Below are 20,652 nucleotides of genomic sequence, written 5' to 3' on the forward strand. Positions count from 1 at the left end.
GCTACTCCGCTGCCATTTCCCGTATCGCCTGAGCTTTGGCCAGAATGCGCTGTGCGGACACGACGTGCAGGTTTTCGACAATCTGCCCGTCCACCACGGCAATCCCCTGACCTGAGGCGCGGCTTTCTTCATAGGCTGCGATCTGGCGTCCCGCCAGTTCAATTTCGGAATTGGTGGGGGCAAAGGCGGTATTGGCGATTTCCAGCTGGGCGGGATGGATCAGTGTTTTGCCGTCAAACCCGAGGTCGCGGCCCTGTTCACATTCGAACTTGAGCCCGTCCCCATCGCGAAAGCGGTTGTAGACCCCGTCCACCGCCACGATCCGCGCCGCGCGCGCCGCCATCACGATCATCTGGAGCGAGGCCCAGAGCGGCATGCGGTCGGCGCGCACCCGGCAGCCGAGATCCTTGATCAGGTCGTTGGTGCCCGCCACAAGGCCCGTCACCTGGCGATGTGCCGCGATTTCGCGGGCGTTGAACACGCTGACGGGCGTTTCCATCATGGTCCAGATGGGCAGGTCAGAGCCGATCACATCCGAAAGGTTGTCAACATCCGAGGGCGTGTTGACCTTGGGCAAGAGGATCGCATCGGCGCCAGCATCGCGCAGCGCGCGGGCATCTTCCAGCCCCCATTCGGTCGTCAGCGCGTTGATCCGCACGATCTTGTAGCGATAGCCATAGCCGCCTTGGCGCAGCGCCTCGACCAGCGTGGCGCGTGCGGCCGCCTTGGCATCGGGTGCTACCGCATCCTCGAGATCAAAGATGATCGCGTCGGTGGGCAGGTCGCGCGCCTTTTCCAGCCCGCGCTCTTTCGAGCCGGGGATATATAGCACCGAACGGTAGGGATGCATGCTGCTGTCCATGGGTCTTCCCTTTGATGGATTCTGGCTGTGGTAATAATCTTGCGCAGGAATGGCATTTTTCGGCGGAAATGTTCAAGCGATTTCTCGCCGCAATGCAGCGATGCGGTGGCTTCGGTGCGGCGTCCGGGCTCATTAACCCCTTGTTCATCACTCTTTCGGCATGATGGGCGCGCGACGGCCGGGGGGCCAACCCAAGAGAAAGGGTGACTGATGATCAAGACAGTGATGGCCGGTCTAGGCGCGGTGGTGCTGGCATATGCCCCGGCGCAGGCGCAAACCGGGGCTTGCGCGCCGCGCGACATGGTGGTGCAGCGCTTGGCCGATGCCTATGGTGAGACGCGGCAATCCGTGGGGCTGGGCGCCAACAACATGGTGGTCGAGGTCTTTGCCAGCGGCACGTCGGGCAGTTGGACCATCACGGTGACGGGCAGCGATGGTGTCACTTGCCTTGTCGCCAGCGGTCAGGCCTATGAGGCCACCGCCGAAACCGAGCCGAAGCCCGGCAAGGGGGCCTAGAACGCCTAGAACAGCCCGTCCCAGATAAGCTTGATCCCGGTGATCGTCAGCAAGACATAGGTCACGGCAAAGAACGCGCGTTCCGGCATGATCCGGTGCGCGCGCACGCCGACCCAAGCGCCGAAGAGCGCGAAGGGCGCGAGGATGAGGTCGATCGTCAGCGTCTCTGCCGTGAAGAGGCCAAGCATCCCATAAGGCACCGCCTTGACGATGTTGAAGACAAAGAACATCAGCACCGTGGTCGCCTGATAGCGCGTCTTGTCCAGCCCACGCGACAACAGGTAGACCGCCGCAGGTGGCCCGCCGGCATGGCTGACAAAGCTGGTGAAGCCGGCCACCAGCCCCGCCAGGACCCCGCTCCAACCCGGTAAGGGGGCCTGTCCCCGGCGCATCACCCGCGCCTTGAGCACCGTTTGCCAGAGCACAAAGATCAGCGCGATTCCCCCGATCAAAAGGCGCAACAGATCGGCATCGGCACTGCGATAGAACAGCATCCCAAGGCCGATCCCCGGCACCCCGCCAAGGATCAGCATCGCCACCTCGACCCGTCCCCATTGCCGCCAATAGGGGCGCAGGGTGGCCAGGTCGATCAGCATGAGAATGGGCAGCATGATGCCGAGGGCCATCGCCGGAGAGACAAAGAGCGCCAGAATCGCTGCCCCGGCAAAAGACGCGCCAGAGCCAAAGCCGCCCTTGGACACCCCGGCCAAGAGCGCCGCGAACACCCCGATTGCGATCACTTCGACGTTCATCGTTCCGGCCCCTAACCTCTGCATCTGCCTGCACTTTCACGGTATACGACCGTATCCCGCTGTCACGCCGAAAATCCGCCGCAGTGCAGCACTCTTGCAAGATCGTTGAATTCGGACTAGGCCCAAGCGCAACTTTTCAACCGACGGAGAATGATCCAATGGCCAGACCCAAGATTGCGCTGATCGGCGCCGGACAGATCGGCGGCACGCTCGCCCATCTCGCCGCGCTCAAGGAACTGGGCGATATCGTCCTGTTCGACATCGCCGAAGGCACCCCCGAGGGCAAAGCGCTCGACATCGCGGAATCCGGCCCCTCCGAAGGGTTTGACGCGACGCTCAAGGGCACGCAGTCCTATGCCGATATCGCAGGCGCCGATGTCTGCATCGTCACCGCCGGTGTGCCGCGCAAGCCGGGCATGAGCCGCGATGACCTCTTGGGGATCAACCTCAAGGTCATGAAATCCGTGGGCGAGGGCATTGCCGCCAACGCGCCCGACGCCTTTGTGATCTGCATCACCAACCCGCTCGATGCGATGGTCTGGGCGCTCCAGAAGTTCTCGGGCCTGCCGGCGAACAAGGTCTGCGGCATGGCTGGCGTGCTTGACAGCGCCCGCTTCCGCCACTTCCTCAGCGTTGAATTCAACGTGTCGATGAAGGATGTCACCGCGTTCGTTCTGGGCGGGCATGGCGACACGATGGTGCCTTCCGTGCGGTATTCCACCGTCGCGGGTATCCCGCTGCCGGACCTGATCGAGATGGGCTGGACCACGCAAGAGAAGCTGGATGCCATCGTGCAGCGCACCCGGGATGGCGGCGCGGAGATTGTCGGTCTGCTCAAGACCGGGTCCGCCTTTTACGCCCCCGCCACCTCGGCGATCGAAATGGCCGAGGCCTATCTCAAGGATCAAAAGCGCGTGCTGCCCTGTGCGGCCTATTGCGACGGCGAATTCGGCCTCAAGGACATGTATGTCGGCGTGCCGACCGTGATCGGCGCGGGCGGGATCGAGCGGATCGTCAACATCAAGCTCAACAAGGACGAGCAGGATATGTTCGACAAGTCGGTCGATGCGGTCAAAGGTCTGGTCAAGGCCTGCAAGGAAATCGACCCCTCGCTGGTCTGATCACCTGCGGTCAACGCTTCTGCATCAGGGCCGACACACGTTCGGCCCTGATTCTTTTTGGCCCGAGGCACGGGCCGATTTCCATTTTGTGATCACACGATTTATCCGTGTGATCACAAAATGACGATTTTCGCACCAAAACCTGCCATTCCGCAAAAAACGATTTATATCGCCGCAGGATATATGCCACACCCTGTCCCAATCGCAGCAAAACGGGACAGTTTGATGAATATCCATGAGTATCAGGCGAAAGCCCTGCTTCGCTCTTACGGCGCCCCGGTGTCGGATGGCCGTGTGGTTCTGCGCGGCGAAGAGGCCAAGACCGCCGCGGGCGCGCTCGACGGCCCCGTCTGGGTGGTCAAGGCGCAGATCCACGCCGGTGGCCGTGGCAAGGGCAAGTTCAAGGAGGCAGGCGCCGGTGAAGCCGGTGGCGTGCGTCTGGCCCGTTCCGTGGAAGAGGCCGCCGAAGAGGCCAAGCGCATGCTGGGCCGCACTCTTGTGACCAAACAGACCGGACCGGCGGGCAAGCAGGTCAACCGCATCTATATCGAGGATGGGTCGGGCATCCAGACCGAGATGTACCTGGCGCTTCTGGTGGATCGTCAGACCAGCCGCGTGTCCTTTGTCTGCTCGACCGAGGGCGGGATGGACATCGAAGAGGTCGCCGAAAAGACGCCTGAAAAGATCCTGTCGTTCAGCGTCGATCCTGCGACCGGCTATCAGCCGTTCCATGGTCGCCGCATCGCGTTCAACCTTGGTCTCACCGGCGGTCAGGTCAAGCAATGCGTCAACCTGATGGGTATTCTCTACAAGCTCTTCCTCGACAAGGACATGGAGATGCTCGAGATCAACCCGTTGATCGTGTCGGACAAGGGCGATTTGAAATGCCTCGACGCCAAGATGGGGTTTGATTCCAACGCCATTTACCGGCACGCGGACATCGCCGAATTGCGGGATACGACCGAAGAAGACCCCAAAGAGCTTGAGGCCTCGAAATACGACCTCAACTACATCGCGCTGGATGGCGAGATCGGCTGCATGGTCAATGGCGCGGGCCTCGCGATGGCGACGATGGACATCATCAAGCTCTATGGCGCCGAGCCTGCCAATTTCCTCGACGTGGGCGGCGGGGCGACCAAGGAAAAGGTCACCGAGGCCTTCAAGATCATCACCTCCGACCCGCAGGTCAAGGGCATCCTCGTCAATATCTTTGGCGGCATCATGCGCTGCGATGTGATCGCCGAGGGCGTGGTGGCGGCGGTCAAAGAGGTGGGGCTGAAAGTGCCGCTCGTCGTTCGTCTCGAAGGCACCAATGTCGAGAAGGGCAAGGAGATCATCAACACCTCCGGCCTCGATGTCATCGCCGCCGACGACCTCAAGGACGGCGCGCAGAAGATTGTGAAGGCTGTGAAGGGATGAGAAGTGTCGCTAACTGCAACGCAATTTCGATTGAAGCTAGATGTCGAAAAGAGCCACCGCTTAGCAACAGGCCTAATGGCCTATAGCTCTACTAGATTTCCAGCTTTTGATGGCACTCTGGCTAATGTCTCAAGTTACGTACTTGAGATGTTAGCAGATATGGCAGTGTGTGGTCGACGCGTGTTAGAAGCTGAGGTTCCTGAGGAAAAGGAGCGAGCTTTAATAATGACCAAGCCAAGTCGCTTTGTTTTCACAGGTGGCCCTAAACAGGATGAGCCGCTTCCTGTTCAGTTCATTCTGAACGGAATAATTCATGCGAAAAAGATTTGGCTGAACCACGCTAAAGGTACTGGTTCATGGGAGCCCTGTGGAGATTTTGTTATACAAGGCTTCGGTATCAAAACGGACAAAAGAGAATACCCCCACATTGACTTGTTTGGGTTTGCACATGGCTTTCTAGGTCGCCCAGCGATCTCTCTAAACACTCTTCTGAAAGGCGTCTAAAATGGCAGTCCTCGTCGACAAACATACAAAGGTGATCTGTCAGGGCCTCACCGGCTCGCAGGGCACATTTCACTCCGAACAGGCCATCGCTTATGGCACCCAGATGGTCGGCGGCGTCACCCCCGGCAAGGGTGGCACGACGCATCTCGACCTGCCCGTGTTCAACTCGGTGCATGAGGCCAAGCATGTGACCGAGGCCAATGCCTCTGTCATCTACGTGCCGCCGCCCTTCGCTGCGGACTCGATCCTTGAGGCGATCGACGCCGAAATGGAGCTCATTGTCTGCATCACCGAAGGCATCCCGGTGCTCGACATGATGCGCGTCAAGCGGGCGCTGGAGGGCTCGAAATCGCGCCTCATCGGCCCGAACTGCCCCGGCATCATCACGCCCGACGCCTGCAAGATCGGCATCATGCCCGGCCATATCCACCGGCGCGGCAGCGTCGGCGTGGTCAGCCGCTCGGGCACCCTCACCTATGAGGCGGTCAAGCAGACCTCGGATGTGGGCCTTGGCCAGTCGACCTGCGTGGGCATCGGCGGCGACCCGATCAAGGGCACCGAACATATCGATGTGCTGGAATGGTTCCTCGCGGATGACGAAACGCAATCCATCATCATGATCGGTGAAATCGGCGGAAGCGCGGAAGAAGAAGCGGCGCAGTTCCTGAAAGACGAGGCCAAACGCGGGCGCAAGAAACCCGTCGCAGGCTTCATCGCCGGGCGCACCGCCCCTCCGGGCCGCCGCATGGGCCACGCCGGCGCCATCGTCGCGGGCGGCAAGGGCGACGCCGAGAGCAAGATCGAGGCCATGAAATCCGCCGGCATCACCGTGGCTGAGAGCCCCGCTGGCCTCGGCGAAGCCGTGCTCAAGGCGATTGGCTAAAGACCCGTTCGCGCGCGCCCCGGGCCTGACCGGGGCACGCGCGGCCGGGTGATCCCGGGTCAGGCCCGGGATGTGTTGCGAAAAGGACATCTGACATGACCGACCAATCCCCCAACGACCAGTTTCATGCCTCCTCCTTCATGCAGGGGCATAATGCCGAGTATCTCGAACAGCTTTATGCGCGCTATGCCAATGACCCGAACGCGGTCGATGCGGCGTGGAAGAGCTTTTTCGACGCGCTGGGCGATGGTGATGACGATGTGAAGGCCGAGGCCGCTGGTCCCTCTTGGGCGCGCGCCGATTGGCCCCCCATGCCGTCGGATGACCTGACCGCGGCGCTGACGGGGGAATGGCCCGCCGAGCCTGAATTGAAGGATGCCGGCAAGAAGATCGCCGCCAAGGCCGCCGAGAAGGGCGTGAGCCTGACCGACGAGGACGTCAAACGCGCCGTGCTCGATTCCGTGCGCGCGCTGATGCTCATTCGCGCCTACCGCATCCGGGGGCACTTGGCCGCCGATCTCGATCCGCTGGGTCTGCGCGAGACGCCGAACCGCCCGGAGCTCGATCCGAAATCCTATGGTTTCACCGAAATCGACATGGATCGCCCGATCTTTATCGACAACGTGCTGGGCCTGCAAATTGCCAGCCTGCGCGAGATCCTCGCCATCGTCAAACGCACCTATTGCGGCACCTTCGCGCTGCAATACATGCATATTTCCGACCCCGAGGAATCCGCCTGGCTGAAAGAGCGGATCGAGGGTTATGACAAGGAAATCACCTTTACCCGCAACGGGCGCAAGGCGATCCTGAACAAGCTGGTCGAGGCCGAAGGTTTCGAGAAATACCTGCATGTGAAATACATGGGCACCAAGCGCTTTGGTCTGGATGGTGGGGAATCCCTCATTCCAGCGATGGAGCAGATCATCAAGCGCGGCGGTCAATTGGGCGTGCAGGACATCGTGATCGGCATGCCGCATCGGGGCCGTTTGTCGGTGCTGGCCAATGTGATGGGCAAGCCTTACCGCGCGATTTTCAACGAATTTCAGGGTGGCAGTTTCAAGCCCGAAGAGGTCGATGGATCGGGCGATGTGAAATACCATCTTGGCGCCTCGTCGGATCGCGAATTCGACGGCAACAAGGTGCACCTCAGCCTGACCGCCAATCCCAGCCACCTCGAGGCGGTCAACCCAGTGGTTCTGGGCAAGGTCCGCGCCAAGCAGGACCAGTTGAACGACACCGACCGCACCAAGGTGTTGCCGATCCTCTTGCATGGCGATGCGGCCTTTGCCGGTCAGGGCGTTGTGGCCGAGTGTTTCGGTCTGTCGGGCCTCAAGGGGCATCGCACCGGCGGCACCATTCATATCGTGGTGAACAACCAGATCGGCTTTACCACCGCGCCGCATTTCAGCCGCTCGTCGCCCTATCCCACGGATATCGCGCTGATGGTCGAGGCGCCGATTTTCCATGTTAACGGGGACGATCCCGAGGCCTGCGTCCATGCCGCCCGCGTCGCCACGGAATTCCGCCAGAAATTCCACAAGGACGTGGTGATCGACATGATCTGCTATCGCCGCTTCGGGCATAACGAAGGCGATGAGCCTATGTTCACCAACCCGGTGATGTATAAAAAGATCAAGCAGCAGAAAACCACGCTCAGCCTCTATACCGAGCGGCTGGTCAAGGATGGCCTCATTCCCGAGGGGGAAATCGAGGACATGAAAACCGCGTTCCAAGCCTATCTCGCGGATGAGTTCGAGGCGGGCAAGGATTACCGCCCGAACAAGGCCGACTGGCTGGATGGCAAATGGGCCGATCTGAACGCCCATCGCGGCAAGTATGAGCGCGGCGAGACCGCGATCAAGCCCGAGACCCTGGCCGAAGTGGGCCGTGCGCTCAGCACCGCGCCCGAAGGTTTCCCGCTCCACAAGACGGTTGAGCGGTTGCTTGAATCCAAGGCGAAAATGCTTGAGACCGGCAGCGGCTTTGACTGGGCCACGGCCGAGGCGCTGGCCTTTGGCTCGCTTCTGACCGAGGGGTATCGCGTCCGTCTCTCGGGGCAGGATTGCACGCGCGGCACCTTCTCTCAGCGGCATTCCGGCCTGATCCATCAGGATAACGAAGATCGCTATTACCCGCTGAACCATATCCGCGAAGGGCAGGCACATTACGAGGTCATCGATTCGATGCTTTCGGAATACGCGGTTCTTGGCTTTGAATATGGCTATTCGCTGGCCGAACCCAACGCGCTTACCCTCTGGGAGGCGCAGTTTGGCGATTTCGCCAATGGCGCGCAGATCATGTTCGATCAGTTCATTTCGTCGGGGGAATCGAAATGGCTGCGCATGTCGGGTCTCGTCTGCCTTTTGCCGCATGGCTATGAAGGGCAGGGGCCGGAACATTCCTCGGCCCGTCTCGAGCGGTTCCTGACCATGTGTGGCGGGGATAACTGGATCGTGGCCAATTGCACCACACCGGCCAATTATTTCCACATCCTGCGCCGCCAGATGTATCGCACCTTCCGCAAGCCGCTCATCCTGATGACGCCGAAATCGCTCTTGCGGCACAAGCTGGCGGTGAGCAAGGCCGAAGAGTTCACCACCGGCTCTTCGTTCCACCGCGTCCTGTGGGACGATGCGCAATACGGCAATTCCGAAACCAAGCTGGTCGCGGATGACAAGATTCGCCGTGTCGTGATGTGCTCGGGCAAGGTCTATTACGACCTGCTCGAGGAGCGCGATGCGCGCGGGATCAACGATGTCTATCTTCTGCGGCTGGAGCAGTTCTATCCTTTCCCGGCCATGTCCATGGTCAAGGAGCTGGAACGCTTCAAAGGCGCGGAAATGGTCTGGTGTCAGGAAGAGCCCAAGAACCAGGGGGCATGGTCCTTTATCGAGCCCAATATCGAGTGGGTCCTGACCCGGATCAAGGCCAAGCATCTGCGGCCCACCTATGCCGGTCGTCCCGCCTCGGCTTCGCCCGCGACGGGCCTCGCCAAACAGCACAAAGCACAACAAGAAGCGCTGGTCGATGCCGCGCTGACCATCGAAGGGAACTAACCCATGACCACCGAAGTCCGCGTCCCCACCCTTGGCGAATCCGTGACCGAGGCGACTGTCGCCACATGGTTCAAGAAACCCGGCGATCCGGTCGCCGCCGATGAAATGCTGTGCGAGCTGGAAACCGACAAGGTGACGGTCGAGGTGCCCAGCCCCGCCGCAGGCACCATGGGCGAGATCGTGGCCCAAGAGGGCACGACCGTTGGGGTTGATGCGCTGCTGGCGACCATCTCCGCAGGTGAGGCCAAGGCTGCCCCGGCCAAGGCCGAGAAATCCGAAAAGCCCGCCAAGTCCGAGAGCGCCGACTCTGGGGCGAGCGTCGACGTAATGGTGCCGACCCTGGGCGAGAGCGTGACCGAGGCCACCGTTTCCACCTGGTTCAAGAAGGTGGGCGATCAGGTCGCCGCTGACGAGATGCTGTGCGAGCTGGAAACAGACAAGGTTTCGGTCGAGGTGCCGGCCCCCGCCGCAGGCACGCTGACCGAGATTCTTGCGGCCGAAGGGTCCACCGTTCAGGCCGGGGGCAAGCTTGCGATCCTGTCGTCCGGTGCCGGGGCATCCGCCCCCGCCGCCGCCCCCAAGGCCGAAGAGGCCGCAGCGCCCGCCGCTGCCGGTGGCAAGGATGTCGAGGATGCGCCCTCGGCCAAGAAAGCCATGGCCGAGGCCGGTCTCAGCCGTGATCAGGTGCAGGGTTCGGGCCGCGACGGCCGCGTGATGAAAGAGGATGTGGCCCGCGCCGCCGCCGCCGCCACACAGGCCCCCGCCGCTTCCGCTGCCCCCGCACAGGCACCGCGCGCGCCCGCCCCGGCCGAGGATGTGGCCCGCGAAGAGCGCGTCAAGATGACCCGCCTGCGCCAGACCATCGCGCGTCGCCTCAAGGACAGCCAGAACACCGCCGCCATGCTCACCACCTATAACGAGGTGGACATGACCGAGGTGATGGCGCTGCGCAATCAATACAAGGACGAGTTCTACAAGAAGCACGGCGTGCGCCTTGGCTTCATGTCCTTCTTTACCAAGGCCTGCGTGCATGCCCTGAAAGAGGTGCCCGAGGTCAATGCCGAGATCGACGGCACCGACATCGTCTACAAGAACTTCGTGCATATGGGCATCGCGGCGGGCACGCCGACCGGCCTCGTGGTGCCGGTGATCCGCGATGTGGATTCCATGGGCTTTGCCGCGATTGAAAAGGCCATCGCCGAAAAAGGTGCGCGTGCCCGTGACGGCAAACTCAGCATGGCAGAAATGCAGGGCGGCACCTTTACCATCTCGAATGGCGGGGTCTATGGCTCGCTCATGTCCTCGCCCATCCTGAACCCGCCGCAATCGGGTATTCTGGGTATGCACAAGATTCAGGACCGCCCGATGGCGATCAACGGTCAGGTGGTGATCCGCCCGATGATGTATCTGGCGCTCAGCTACGATCACCGGATCGTGGATGGCAAGGGGGCTGTGACCTTCCTCGTGCGGGTGAAAGAGGCGCTCGAGGATCCCCGCCGCCTGCTGATGGATCTGTAATCGGTGCGCAACAAGTGCGCACCCTACCCCCCGTAGGGTGCGCATTCATTGCGCACCTCATGGCATGAGGCTCCGAATGACCCACGAACTCACCGCCCTCACCCTCGCGGCGCTCTGGCAGGTCGTGCAATTCGTCCTCTATGCCATCCCCGCCAATCTGGAGCTTGGGCCGGGCTATACCATGTCCGCGCGCGACCGGGAGCCTACGAAACAACTCTCGCCCAGAACCGCCCGGCTTGGCCGCGCGCTCTCCAACCATTTCGAGGGGCTGATCCTCTTTACCATCGCGTGTCTGGTGATCACCCTCTCCGGCCAGTCCAGCCACTTCACCGCCTGGTGCGCCTATAGCTACGTCGCCGCCCGCATCCTCTATGTGCCTGCCTATTACGCCGGGCTCAGCCCCGCGCGTTCCTTCATCTGGGCGGTGGGTCTGCTTGCCACGCTTCTCATGCTTTTGGCGGCGCTCTTCTGATGTTTCATCTGGCTCAAAATACCTCGGGGGAGGCGCGCGCAGCGCGACGGGGGCAGCGCCCCCAGTCTCCCCCGCCCGCACCGACGCAATACCGATAGACGACCGACGCGGCTGCGGCCGCGAAAAACGAAAGGATCTGACCCATGGCCTCTTACGACGTAATCATCATCGGTGCTGGCCCCGGCGGCTATGTCTGCGCCATCCGCTGCGCGCAACTGGGGCTGAAAACTGCCGTGGTCGAGGGGCGCGCCACTCTGGGCGGCACCTGTCTCAACGTGGGCTGCATCCCGTCCAAGGCGCTCTTGCACGCGAGCCACATGCTGCACGAGGCCGAGCATAATTTCGCGGCCATGGGCCTCAAGGGCAAATCTCCCTCGGTCGATTGGAAGCAGATGCTGGCCTATAAGGATGACGTGATCGGCCAGAACACCAAGGGCATCGAATTTTTGTTCAAAAAGAACAAGGTAGACTGGATCAAGGGCTGGGGGTCGATCCCTGAGGCGGGCAAGGTGAAAGTGGGTGACGACACCCACGAGGCCAAGAAGATCGTCATTGCGTCCGGCTCTGTGCCCGCCTCTCTGCCCGGTGTCGAGGTCGATGAAAAGATCGTCGTCACCTCCACAGGCGCGCTGGAACTGGGCAAGATCCCGAAATCACTGGTGGTGATCGGCGCGGGTGTGATCGGGCTCGAGATGGGGTCGGTCTATGCCCGTCTGGGGGCCGAGGTGACGGTGATCGAATATCTCGACGCGATCACCCCCGGCATGGATGGCGAGGTGCAAAAAACCTTCCAAAGAACATTGAAGAAACAGGGGCTTAACTTCATCATGGGTGCCGCCGTGCAATCGGTCGAGACACTCAAGACCAAGGCCAAGGTGAATTACAAACTGCGCAAGGACGACAGCACGCATCAGCTGGATGCCGATACCGTTCTGCTCGCCACGGGGCGCAAGCCTTATACCGACGGGCTGGGGCTGGCCGAGTTGGGCGTCGAGATGACCAAGCGCGGCCAGATCGCCACGGATGACCATTGGCAAACCTCGGTCAAGGGCATTTACGCCATCGGCGACGCCATCGAAGGCCCGATGCTGGCCCACAAGGCCGAGGACGAAGGCATGGCCGTGGCCGAGGTGCTGGCGGGAAAGCATGGGCATGTGAATTACGGCGTCATTCCCGGCGTGATCTATACGCATCCCGAGGTTGCCAATGTCGGCGCAACCGAAGAAAGCCTGAAAGAACAAGGGCGTGCCTATAAGGTCGGCAAGTTCTCCTTCATGGGCAATGGCCGCGCCAAGGCGGTCTTTGCTGGCGACGGTTTCGTGAAGATCATTGCCGACAAGGAAACCGACCGCATTCTGGGCGCGCATATCATCGGGCCAGCGGCGGGCGATCTCATCCACGAGATTTGCGTGGCGATGGAATTCGGGGCCTCTGCGCAGGATTTGGCCATGACCTGCCACGCGCACCCGACCTATTCCGAAGCGGTGCGCGAAGCGGCGTTGGCCTGCGGAGATGGGGCAATCCACGCGTGAGCGGGGCGGCGCGATGACGTCCCTCGTTTCGGTCGTCATCCCCGCTTTTCAGGCGGGCGGCAGCTTGCCCGCCGCTCTTGCCTCCATCGCGGCCTCTGGGCTGCCGTCAGAGCGTATAGAGGTAGTGATCGCCCCGGATGACGGGCAGGGCTATGACGATTTGCCCGATCTCGGTCTGCGCCTGATCCGCTGTGCCACGCATCACATGGCCACTGGCGCAGGCCCTGCGCGCAACCGGGCCATCGCGCGGGCAACCGCGCCGGTGATCGCCTTTCTCGATGCCGATGACACATGGGAGCCGGGCTATCTGGCGGCACTTCTGCCCTTGGCCCGGTCGCATGGGGCGGCCTTTGGCCGAACCCGTATCCTGCTTGGCAAGGAGCCTCTGCTGCATGTGCCGGGCGGGGGCCAGACGGCCCTTGGCTTTGCCGATCTGGGGCGCACCGGGGCCAGTTTTCATCCGGTGGCGCGGCGCGGGTTGGTCGGGCCATTTCGCAATCGGCCCGCGCAGGACGTGTTGCACGCGATGGAAATCCTGTCGCTTGTGGGGGGGCGCGCGCCTTTGGGTGCGACCAGCTACAACCTGCATCTCAACGCGCAGAGCGCCACGGCGCAAGCCGCCTTTGCCTGCCGGGTTGAACAGGCGTACCGCGAGCACATGCGCGCCATCGAGACCGGTCGCACCCGGATTGCGCCGCAGCATGGCCGCGCCGCACGCCATGCCTTCGAGGCCAAGTCACGGCTGAACCGGGCCTATGCGCAGGCGGGCAAGGCCGAGTTCTTTTACCAGTTCATGAAAACCCGGCTGGCCGTCTAGAGGTCGGGTGGCCCGACCGGAACGCCTTAATTGCGCGCGGGCTGTTCTGGATCAAATCCCGCCTCGCGCATCAACGCATTGGAGGCGCTTTCGACATCGTGCTCCAGTCGTGTCATAAAGCTGTCGCGGTCCAGACCCTGTTCAATCGCGGGCAGGAACTCGACCACCGCCAGCCCCGGCTTGCGGTAGATGCCGCGCTTGGGCCAGAACACACCCACATTGGTGGCCGCAGGCACGCAGGGCACGCCCATCTGTTCATAGAGCACGGCGGTCCCGATCTTGTAGGGCATCTTGGCGCCGGGGGCCACGCGTGTGCCTTGGGCGTAGATGATCAACTGGCCGGGGGTCTGCGCCCCGCGCGCCACATCCTCGACCATCTTCTTGATCGCGGCGCCCCGCTTGCCACGGTCAACCGGCACGCAGCCGATCCGCATGCCGTAAAGCCCGATCACCGGCGTCCAGAGAATTTCGCGCTTCATGATAAAGCGTCCTGCCGGCAATTCGCTGAAAATCAGCAGGATATCCAGAAAGGATTGATGTTTGGACGCGATCAGTACTTGGCCATCCGGCGGCGTGCCGCGTACTTCGGTGCGCAGGCCGACCATCCATGCTGCGGTCCAACGGACCCAGCGGCAATAGGCCTTGCAACCTGCCAGAGCACCCTTGCGGCTGACAATGGCGGCGGGCATGTAGATCAGCCCGACCACAGGCAGCATGACATACATCTGCGCCACAAAGAGCAGCGACCGAACCCACTGAACCGCGTATTTCATGGCATGTCCTTAAGCGTACGCTGCGCGGCAAGGCGGGTGGCGACAAAGGCCACTGCCGCCGCCAGCAGAGGAATGATCAGGGGCCAGACCCAGTGCCAGCCTTGAAATCCGAGGCCGGTTAGAAACCCGCCCTCGATTTGTGCGCTCGGCAAGAGCAGGATCGCGCCGCACCCCAGAACCATGCCGACAAAGGCCCCGCTGAGCGCGCGGAGCGTGAAGCGGCGCACAAAAGCGTGGGCGATATAGGTATCCTGCGCGCCCACAAGGCGCAGCACGCTGATCACCTGGGCGTTGGCCGCAAGGGCCGCGTTGGCCGCCAGCGTGATCATCGCCCCGACCGCCGCGCCGATCAGGATCAGCGAGACCCAACCCAAGAGCCGCAACCGGCTGGCCGCGCGCACCAGAGGTTGCCGCCAGCGCGTGTGATCATCGAGCATGGCCCCCGGCACCTCGGCGCTCAGGCGCAGGCGCAGGCCGTCGGCGTCAAACCCGTCTGAGGTTTCGATCACCTCGATCAGGCGCGGGATCGGCAGATCCGAAATGGGCAGGCCGGGGCCGAACCACGGGGCCAGGAGTGCTGCTTGTTCCTCATCCGTGAGGGCGCGGGCACGGTCCACCCCGGCGGTGGTTTCAAGGACGCGCAGCGCCGCCGCGGTTTGGGCCGCCATCTGGCCTTCGGGGGCGGATATCCGCACCGTTGCCGTGCGCGCAAGTTCGTTGCCCCAGCGATCCGCCAGCCGCCCGGTCGCCAGCGACAGGGCAAGGGCGAAAACCGCGAGAAAGGCCATGACGCCCGCGCTGAAGAGCGTGAGCGAGGCCGTAAAGCCAGTGGGTGGTACCACGCGGTCGGCCTGCCTGTCGGTCAGCAGTAGGGCCTTGACCTGTGCGAGGTCGATCTTCATAGATCCGCCCCCGCCAATTGCAGCTTGCGCGATGCAATCCGCAGGACGCGGGCCTGAACGTGGCTCTTGGCGGCGCGGATCAGGGCGAGGTCATGGGTTGCGATGAGGATGGTCTTGCCCATTCGGTTCAATTCGATCAGCAGGCGCAAGAGACGCTGCGACATCTCCCAGTCGACGTTGCCGGTCGGTTCATCCGCCAGCACCACATCGGGCGACATGATCACCGCACGCGCAAGGGCCGCGCGCTGGCGCTCGCCCCCGGACAGTTCCGGCGGCAAGGCATTGGCGCGCTCCTTGAGGCCGACCCAGCCGGTCAATTCGCGCAGGTTGGCATCCTCGGCCAAGAGATCACGACCCGAGACAGCCAATGGCAGGGCGATGTTTTCCGAAACGCTCAGATGATCAAGAAACTGGCAGTCCTGATGCACAACGCCGATCCGTCGCCGAACCATGGCGATGTCGTCACGCTCCATCGTGCGCCGTTCCTGTCCGAACAGGCGCACCTGCCCCGCCGTGGGCACAAGAGCACCATAACATAGCTTGAGCAGCGTTGTTTTGCCTGATCCCGACGGCCCGGTCAGGAAATGAAACGAACCGGGGCTGAGCGCCAGCGACACATCCGCCAGCAACTCGCCGCCGCCATAGCTATAGGCCACATTCTCCAGCTCGATCACCGCTGTCCCCTTGTCACTCACCGCCCCTAAATGCCCCAGAGGCCACACATGTGCAATGATCCTGCGCGTGATTCGCTTTGGCCTTTTCCGAAAGCTGCGAACCGCCTATGCTGATGGCTAACGAGAGGGGCCGGACAACGGCGGCAAGAAGCAGGTGGCAGAATGAGGCTGATTTGCCCGAATTGCGGTGCACAATACGAGGTGCCCGACGAAGTGATCCCGGTGAGCGGGCGCGATGTGCAATGCTCCAACTGTGGGGATACCTGGTTTCAGCATCATCCGTCGCATGCGCCCGCTGCGTCGGGCGACGATGATCTGGGTCCTCAGTTGCGCGACGAAGACCTGCCGCCCCCCGCGCCTGCGGCAGAAGGATCCGAGAACTCCGAGAACGATGACGATCCTCTGCCCGATGATGTCTACGACGAAGACGACGATTATGACGACGATATGCTCGAGGAGAACCTGTCAGAGCCAGAACCGGAGCCGGACCCGGCGTCTGTCCGCCCTGCGCGGCGCGGCATCGACCCCGGTGTCGCCGATATCCTGAGGCAAGAGGCCGAGCGTGAACGACAGGTCCGCGCCGCCCCCGGCGGGATCGAGATGCAGCCTGATCTGGGCCTTACAGAACCCGACCTCTCGGAGGACGAGCGCACAAGGCAGGCCCGCGCCCGGATGGAGCGTCTGCGCGGCACCTCTGGCCCGTCGGCACCGGCAGCGCCCGAGATGCCCGATGCACATGCTGGCATCGACCCCTCATCCCGGCGCAATCTCTTGCCCGATATAGAAGAGATCAATTCGTCGCTCACCTCGACTGGCGACCGCGCAGAACCGGCGCAGAGCCCGATTCCCGAGGATATCGAATTGCCTGTCGGGCGTGGCGGTTTTCGCAGCGGCTTTCGCCTTGCGATCATCACCTTCGGTCTCGCGGCCCTTGTCTATGCGCTGGCCCCGCGTCTGGCCGCGTCCATCCCCGCAGCCGAGGCACCGCTCACGCAATATGTGAATGCGGTCAACATGGCGCGGGTGTGGTTGGATCAACTGGTCGCGGGCTGGTTCTAGGCGGGTTTGCTGCTGGCTCGGGGCTGCGGCGCGCTGCCCCTTGGGTCTTGACCTCTGGCCATGGGCAGCGCATGTCGCGTGCATGCGCCCCAGAGGAGACCTGCCATGAGCCTCAATCGTTCGATCAAGATCGCCCCTTCCATTCTTTCTGCCGATTTCGCCAATTTCGGGGCGGAAATCCGCGCCATCGAGGCGCAGGGATGTGACTGGGTTCATGTCGATGTGATGGACGGGCATTTCGTGCCCAACCTCACCTTTGGTCCGCCGCTCTGCGCCGCCATCCGCCCACATATCAAGACGGTGATGGATGTGCATCTGATGATCTCGCCGGTCGATCCCTATATCGACGCCTTCGCGCAGGCCGGGGCCGACATCCTGACCGCGCATCTCGAAGCGGGGCCGCACATCCATCGCACCTTGCAGGCCATTCGCGGGGCAGGATGCAAGGCGGGTCTCGCGCTCAATCCCGGCACGGGGATCGACGCGGTCGATCATCTGCTTGATATGGTGGATCTCATCTGTGTGATGACGGTCAACCCCGGTTTTGGCGGGCAGAAGTTCATCCATAGCCAGATCGACAAGGTCAAACGCCTGCGCGCGATGATCGGCGACCGGCCTATCCATATCGAGATTGACGGTGGCATCACCACGGAAACCGCCCCGCTGATGGCGGCGGCGGGGGCCGATGTGCTGGTGGCGGGCTCTGCGGTATTCAAGGGCGGCAGCGTCGATAACCCCGGCGTCTATGGCGAGAATATCCGCGCGATCCGTCGCGCGGCAGAGGCGGCGACCGGTGCCATGGCATGAGCCGCGCGGTCATTTTCGACCTCGATGGCACGCTTATCGACAGCGCGCCGGATATTCACGCCGCCGCCAACCGTCTGATGGCACAGCATGGGTTTGCCGCTTTCACGCCCGACGAAACCCGTAGTTTCATCGGCAGCGGCGTGCCGCATTTCATCACCTGCTGTCTGACGGCGCGCGGGCGGGCAGGGGATGGCGCGCTGCGCGCCCGCCTGATCGAAGAGTTCATTGCCGATTATGAAACCGCAGTGACCCTGACACAGGTCTATCCGGGTGTCATGGCCGCGCTTGATGGGTTGGCGGCGGCTAGCCTTGCCCTTGGCCTCTGCACCAACAAGCCCGAGGGGCCGGCCCATTCTGTCCTGTCACATCTGGGGCTGGACGGCTATTTCCCGGTGATCATCGGAGGGGACAGCCTGACCGTGCGCAAACCGGACCCGGCCCCGCTTCAGGCCACGGCGGCAGCGCTTGGCGCACGGGACGTGGTCTTTGTCGGCGACAGCGAGGTTGATGCCGAAACCGCGGCGCGGGCGGGGGTGCCTTTTGTTCTTTACACCGAGGGCTATCGCAAGGGCCCGGTCGAGCGGATCACCCATGACCGGGCGTTTTCGGATTTCGCGAACCTGCCGGGGCTGATCACAGAGCTCTTGTCCTGAGGGCGATTGCGCGGGCATACTCAGCCCATGCGAACCCGTTTGACCGAGGCCCTTGGCCTGACCCATCCCATTCTCTGCGCGCCGATGGCCTTTGCCGCCGGGGGGCGTTTGGCGGCGGCTGTGACCCACGCTGGCGGGCTGGGCCTGATCGGGGGCGGTTATGGAAGTGCCGACTGGCTGGACGGGGCCTTTGCCGAGGCGGGGAATGCGCAGGTAGGATGCGGGTTCATCACATGGAAAATGGCCGAAAACCCTGCGGTTCTGGATCAGGTTCTGGCGCGCAAACCGGCGGCGCTGTGCCTATCGTTCGGCGATCCCGCGCCATTCGCGCCCCGGATCGCGGCGGCGGACGTGCCGCTCATCTGTCAGGTCCAGACCCTGCGAGACGCGCAGCGCGCGGCTGAGTGCGGGGCGCGGATCATCGTGGCGCAGGGGGCCGAGGCGGGGGGCCACGGCGAGCGGCGTGGCACGATCACGCTGGTTCCCGAGGTGGCCGACTGGCTGGCGCGGCAGGCCCCCGAGGTGCTGCTGTTGGCGGCGGGGGGCATTGCCGATGGGCGGGGATTGGCCGCGTCGCTCATGCTGGGGGCGGACGGCGTTCTGATGGGATCGCGCCTCTGGGCCTCTGCCGAGGCGCAGGTGTCAGAGGCGATGACCGATGCCGCGATTGCCGCGACCGGGGATCAGACGATCCGCTCGACCGTGATGGATGCCGCGCGCGATCTGCGTTGGCCTGCACGCTACACGGCGCGCGTGCTGCGCAATGCGGTGACAGAGCGTTGGCATGACGATCCCGACGGTTTGCGCAGGGATTTGCCCGCGCGAGACGACTGGGCGACGGGTTGGGCGGCGGGTGATCCGACCCGCGCCAATACCTTTGTGGGTGAGGCAACGGGGCTGATCCATGATCGCCCGCCGGTGGCCGAGATCATCACGCGGATCGTGGACGAGGCCGAGGCGCTGCTCGGGCGCGCGCCGGGCTGGGTCGAATGAGGGTATCGGAGCGTCTGCAGGCCGAAATCGCGGCGCGGCGCGACGATCTGATCGCTCTCACGCAGGATCTGATCCGCATTCCCACCCTGAACCCGCCGGGCGAGAATTACCGCGAGATTTGCGACTATCTCGACCGTCGTCTGCGCGCGGCGGGGTTCGAGACCGAATTGATCCGCGCACAGGGCGCGCCGGGCGACAGCGACCGGCATCCGCGCTGGAATATCGTGGCGCGGCGCGCGGGCGCGCGCCCCGGCGCCTGCGTGCATTTCAACAGCCATATCGACGTGGTCGAGGTCGGCCATGGCTGGACCGTGGATCCCTTTGGTGGGGCGGTGATCGACGGCAAGGTCTACGGGCGCGGGGCCTGCGACATGAAGGGCGGACTTGCGGCAAGCATCATCGCGGCAGAGGCCTTCGTCGCCACCTGTCCCGATTACGCCGGGGCCATCGAGATCAGCGGCACGGCGGATGAGGAATCGGGTGGCTTTGGCGGCGTCGCCTATCTGGCAGAGCGCGGCTATTTCAGCCCCGGCCGGGTGGATCACGTCATCATCCCCGAGCCCTTGGGCAAGGATCGCATTTGCCTTGGGCATCGTGGCGTCTGGTGGGCCGAAATCGAGACCCATGGCGAGATTGCGCATGGCTCCATGCCTTTTCTCGGGGATTGCGCCGTGCGGCACATGGGCGCCGTGATCGAACGGATGGAGGCGCAGCTATTTCCCGCACTGGCGGCCCGGCGCACCGAGATGCCGGTTGTTCCCGAAGGCGCGCGGCACTCTACGCTCAACATCAACTCGATTCATGGCGGCGAGCCGGAGCAGGCCGCCGAATACACCGGCCTGCCCAGCCCTTGCGTGCCTGACCGCTGCCGGATGGTGATCGACCGGCGGTTCCTGATCGAGGAGGATATTGGCGCGGTCGAATCCGAAATCCGTGATCTGCTGGAAAACCTGCGCAACGGCAGAGCGGGGTTTGACTATACATTGCGGGAATTGCACCGCGTCCTGCCAACGATGACCGACCGCGATGCGCCGGTGGTGGGGGCGGTGGCGCGGGCGGTGGATCAGGTGTTCGGCCATGCCGCCGATTACGTGGTCAGCCCCGGCACCTATGACCAGAAACATATCGACCGGATCGGGCGGCTGAAGAATTGCATCGCCTATGGCCCCGGTATTCTCGATCTGGCGCATAAGCCGGATGAATATGTAGGGATCGAGGATATGGAGCAGTCCGCGCTTGTCATGGCGCTTGCGCTTGCAGAGTTGTTCGGGGCGTGAGTTCCCTGTTATGAAAATACTCAAGATTCAGGCCCTGCGGCAGGTGCTGGGTTTTGAGTATT

The 20,652-nt window shown here is 63.0% G+C and carries 20 protein-coding genes; 15 read left to right on the top strand and 5 right to left on the bottom strand.

From position 1 onward, the window contains the following. Position 1 precedes the first annotated feature (1 nt). Positions 2–862 (bottom strand): CoA ester lyase, encoded by an 861-nt coding sequence (locus AACZ65_RS10130; protein ID WP_037270076.1) that lies wholly within the window; start codon positions 860–862, stop codon positions 2–4. Between the two features lie 210 nt (positions 863–1,072). On the opposite strand from AACZ65_RS10130, the gene AACZ65_RS10135 reads away from it, so the two are divergent. Then, entirely contained in the window at positions 1,073–1,378 is a 306-nt protein-coding gene (locus tag AACZ65_RS10135; protein ID WP_339670472.1) for a hypothetical protein, read from the top strand. A 5-nt stretch (positions 1,379–1,383) separates the two neighbouring features. Here the strand turns inward: AACZ65_RS10135 and AACZ65_RS10140 are convergent, their stop codons facing one another. Continuing rightward, positions 1,384–2,130, bottom strand: a complete 747-nt coding sequence (locus tag AACZ65_RS10140) for a sulfite exporter TauE/SafE family protein (RefSeq protein WP_339670553.1) — start codon at positions 2,128–2,130, stop codon at positions 1,384–1,386. Positions 2,131–2,288: 158 nt separating this feature from the next. Between AACZ65_RS10140 and mdh the strand changes: the two genes are divergently transcribed. The 9 genes from mdh (at position 2,289) to AACZ65_RS10185 (ending at position 13,452) form a co-directional block, all read left to right on the top strand. Beyond that, on the top strand, positions 2,289–3,251 hold the full coding sequence (gene mdh / locus AACZ65_RS10145) for a malate dehydrogenase (RefSeq protein WP_037270071.1): 963 nt from the start codon (positions 2,289–2,291) through the stop codon (positions 3,249–3,251). 225 nt (positions 3,252–3,476) lie between these two features. Further along, complete coding sequence (gene sucC / locus AACZ65_RS10150; RefSeq protein WP_339670475.1) at positions 3,477–4,670, top strand: ADP-forming succinate--CoA ligase subunit beta; 1,194 nt, start codon at positions 3,477–3,479, stop codon at positions 4,668–4,670. 3 nt (positions 4,671–4,673) lie between these two features. Further along, positions 4,674–5,174 (top strand): hypothetical protein, encoded by a 501-nt coding sequence (locus tag AACZ65_RS10155; RefSeq protein WP_339670477.1) that lies wholly within the window; start codon positions 4,674–4,676, stop codon positions 5,172–5,174. Position 5,175: 1 nt separating this feature from the next. After that, on the top strand, positions 5,176–6,057 hold the full coding sequence (sucD, locus tag AACZ65_RS10160) for a succinate--CoA ligase subunit alpha (protein ID WP_339670479.1): 882 nt from the start codon (positions 5,176–5,178) through the stop codon (positions 6,055–6,057). Between the two features lie 95 nt (positions 6,058–6,152). Continuing rightward, entirely contained in the window at positions 6,153–9,113 is a 2,961-nt protein-coding gene (locus AACZ65_RS10165) for a 2-oxoglutarate dehydrogenase E1 component (protein ID WP_037270067.1), read from the top strand. A gap of 3 nt (positions 9,114–9,116) precedes the next feature. Next, positions 9,117–10,631, top strand: coding sequence for a 2-oxoglutarate dehydrogenase complex dihydrolipoyllysine-residue succinyltransferase (gene odhB, locus AACZ65_RS10170; RefSeq protein WP_037270065.1), 1,515 nt, complete (start codon positions 9,117–9,119; stop codon positions 10,629–10,631). 76 nt (positions 10,632–10,707) lie between these two features. Further along, complete coding sequence (locus tag AACZ65_RS10175) at positions 10,708–11,103, top strand: MAPEG family protein (protein WP_339670483.1); 396 nt, start codon at positions 10,708–10,710, stop codon at positions 11,101–11,103. Positions 11,104–11,246: 143 nt separating this feature from the next. After that, positions 11,247–12,635: a dihydrolipoyl dehydrogenase gene (gene lpdA, locus AACZ65_RS10180; protein ID WP_339670485.1), complete on the top strand. Its 1,389-nt coding sequence runs from the start codon at positions 11,247–11,249 to the stop codon at positions 12,633–12,635. Between the two features lie 13 nt (positions 12,636–12,648). Then, the gene (locus AACZ65_RS10185; RefSeq protein ID WP_339670487.1) at positions 12,649–13,452 is read left to right on the top strand and encodes a glycosyltransferase family 2 protein; all 804 of its coding nucleotides are present in this window, start codon (positions 12,649–12,651) and stop codon (positions 13,450–13,452) included. 26 nt (positions 13,453–13,478) lie between these two features. Here the strand turns inward: AACZ65_RS10185 and AACZ65_RS10190 are convergent, their stop codons facing one another. From AACZ65_RS10190 to AACZ65_RS10200, 3 genes are read right to left on the bottom strand one after another with little or no spacing between them, the layout of a single operon-like run. After that, positions 13,479–14,225, bottom strand: a complete 747-nt coding sequence (locus AACZ65_RS10190; RefSeq protein ID WP_339670489.1) for a lysophospholipid acyltransferase family protein — start codon at positions 14,223–14,225, stop codon at positions 13,479–13,481. Further along, positions 14,222–15,127, bottom strand: coding sequence for an FtsX-like permease family protein (locus AACZ65_RS10195; RefSeq protein WP_339670491.1), 906 nt, complete (start codon positions 15,125–15,127; stop codon positions 14,222–14,224). Before AACZ65_RS10195 ends, AACZ65_RS10190 begins: the two co-directional genes overlap by 4 nt. Next, entirely contained in the window at positions 15,124–15,801 is a 678-nt protein-coding gene (locus AACZ65_RS10200) for an ATP-binding cassette domain-containing protein (RefSeq protein ID WP_037270053.1), read from the bottom strand. The genes AACZ65_RS10195 and AACZ65_RS10200 overlap by 4 nt, the downstream gene beginning before the upstream one ends. 162 nt (positions 15,802–15,963) lie before the next feature. Here AACZ65_RS10200 and AACZ65_RS10205 point away from each other — a divergent pair, with 162 nt between their 5' ends. The 5 genes from AACZ65_RS10205 (at position 15,964) to AACZ65_RS10225 (ending at position 20,590) form a co-directional block, all read left to right on the top strand. Continuing rightward, the gene (locus tag AACZ65_RS10205) at positions 15,964–16,860 is read left to right on the top strand and encodes a zinc-ribbon domain-containing protein (RefSeq protein WP_339670493.1); all 897 of its coding nucleotides are present in this window, start codon (positions 15,964–15,966) and stop codon (positions 16,858–16,860) included. Positions 16,861–16,965: 105 nt separating this feature from the next. Further along, on the top strand, positions 16,966–17,667 hold the full coding sequence (gene rpe, locus AACZ65_RS10210; protein WP_037270049.1) for a ribulose-phosphate 3-epimerase: 702 nt from the start codon (positions 16,966–16,968) through the stop codon (positions 17,665–17,667). Then, positions 17,664–18,320, top strand: a complete 657-nt coding sequence (gene gph, locus AACZ65_RS10215) for a phosphoglycolate phosphatase (protein ID WP_339670496.1) — start codon at positions 17,664–17,666, stop codon at positions 18,318–18,320. The genes rpe and gph overlap by 4 nt, the downstream gene beginning before the upstream one ends. 27 nt (positions 18,321–18,347) lie before the next feature. After that, positions 18,348–19,313, top strand: coding sequence for a nitronate monooxygenase (locus AACZ65_RS10220; protein WP_339670498.1), 966 nt, complete (start codon positions 18,348–18,350; stop codon positions 19,311–19,313). Beyond that, on the top strand, positions 19,310–20,590 hold the full coding sequence (locus tag AACZ65_RS10225) for an acetylornithine deacetylase/succinyl-diaminopimelate desuccinylase family protein (protein WP_339670500.1): 1,281 nt from the start codon (positions 19,310–19,312) through the stop codon (positions 20,588–20,590). Before AACZ65_RS10220 ends, AACZ65_RS10225 begins: the two co-directional genes overlap by 4 nt. Positions 20,591–20,652: the final 62 nt, after the last annotated feature.

The organism is uncultured Roseovarius sp. (assembly GCF_963972555.1).
Classification (GTDB): domain Bacteria; phylum Pseudomonadota; class Alphaproteobacteria; order Rhodobacterales; family Rhodobacteraceae; genus Roseovarius; species Roseovarius mucosus.

Bases quoted from the DNA above. Each gene is read 5' to 3' on its own strand.
- AACZ65_RS10130 (WP_037270076.1), bottom strand. From the start codon at position 862: ATGGACAGCAGCATGCATCCCTACCGTTCGGTGCTATATATCCCCGGC.
- AACZ65_RS10135 (WP_339670472.1), top strand. From the start codon at position 1,073: ATGATCAAGACAGTGATGGCCGGTCTAGGCGCGGTGGTGCTGGCATAT.
- AACZ65_RS10140 (WP_339670553.1), bottom strand. From the start codon at position 2,130: ATGAACGTCGAAGTGATCGCAATCGGGGTGTTCGCGGCGCTCTTGGCC.
- mdh (WP_037270071.1), top strand. From the start codon at position 2,289: ATGGCCAGACCCAAGATTGCGCTGATCGGCGCCGGACAGATCGGCGGC.
- sucC (WP_339670475.1), top strand. From the start codon at position 3,477: ATGAATATCCATGAGTATCAGGCGAAAGCCCTGCTTCGCTCTTACGGC.
- sucD (WP_339670479.1), top strand. From the start codon at position 5,176: ATGGCAGTCCTCGTCGACAAACATACAAAGGTGATCTGTCAGGGCCTC.
- AACZ65_RS10165 (WP_037270067.1), top strand. From the start codon at position 6,153: ATGACCGACCAATCCCCCAACGACCAGTTTCATGCCTCCTCCTTCATG.
- odhB (WP_037270065.1), top strand. From the start codon at position 9,117: ATGACCACCGAAGTCCGCGTCCCCACCCTTGGCGAATCCGTGACCGAG.
- AACZ65_RS10175 (WP_339670483.1), top strand. From the start codon at position 10,708: ATGACCCACGAACTCACCGCCCTCACCCTCGCGGCGCTCTGGCAGGTC.
- lpdA (WP_339670485.1), top strand. From the start codon at position 11,247: ATGGCCTCTTACGACGTAATCATCATCGGTGCTGGCCCCGGCGGCTAT.
- AACZ65_RS10185 (WP_339670487.1), top strand. From the start codon at position 12,649: ATGACGTCCCTCGTTTCGGTCGTCATCCCCGCTTTTCAGGCGGGCGGC.
- AACZ65_RS10190 (WP_339670489.1), bottom strand. From the start codon at position 14,225: ATGAAATACGCGGTTCAGTGGGTTCGGTCGCTGCTCTTTGTGGCGCAG.
- AACZ65_RS10195 (WP_339670491.1), bottom strand. From the start codon at position 15,127: ATGAAGATCGACCTCGCACAGGTCAAGGCCCTACTGCTGACCGACAGG.
- AACZ65_RS10205 (WP_339670493.1), top strand. From the start codon at position 15,964: ATGAGGCTGATTTGCCCGAATTGCGGTGCACAATACGAGGTGCCCGAC.
- rpe (WP_037270049.1), top strand. From the start codon at position 16,966: ATGAGCCTCAATCGTTCGATCAAGATCGCCCCTTCCATTCTTTCTGCC.
- gph (WP_339670496.1), top strand. From the start codon at position 17,664: ATGAGCCGCGCGGTCATTTTCGACCTCGATGGCACGCTTATCGACAGC.
- AACZ65_RS10220 (WP_339670498.1), top strand. From the start codon at position 18,348: ATGCGAACCCGTTTGACCGAGGCCCTTGGCCTGACCCATCCCATTCTC.
- AACZ65_RS10225 (WP_339670500.1), top strand. From the start codon at position 19,310: ATGAGGGTATCGGAGCGTCTGCAGGCCGAAATCGCGGCGCGGCGCGAC.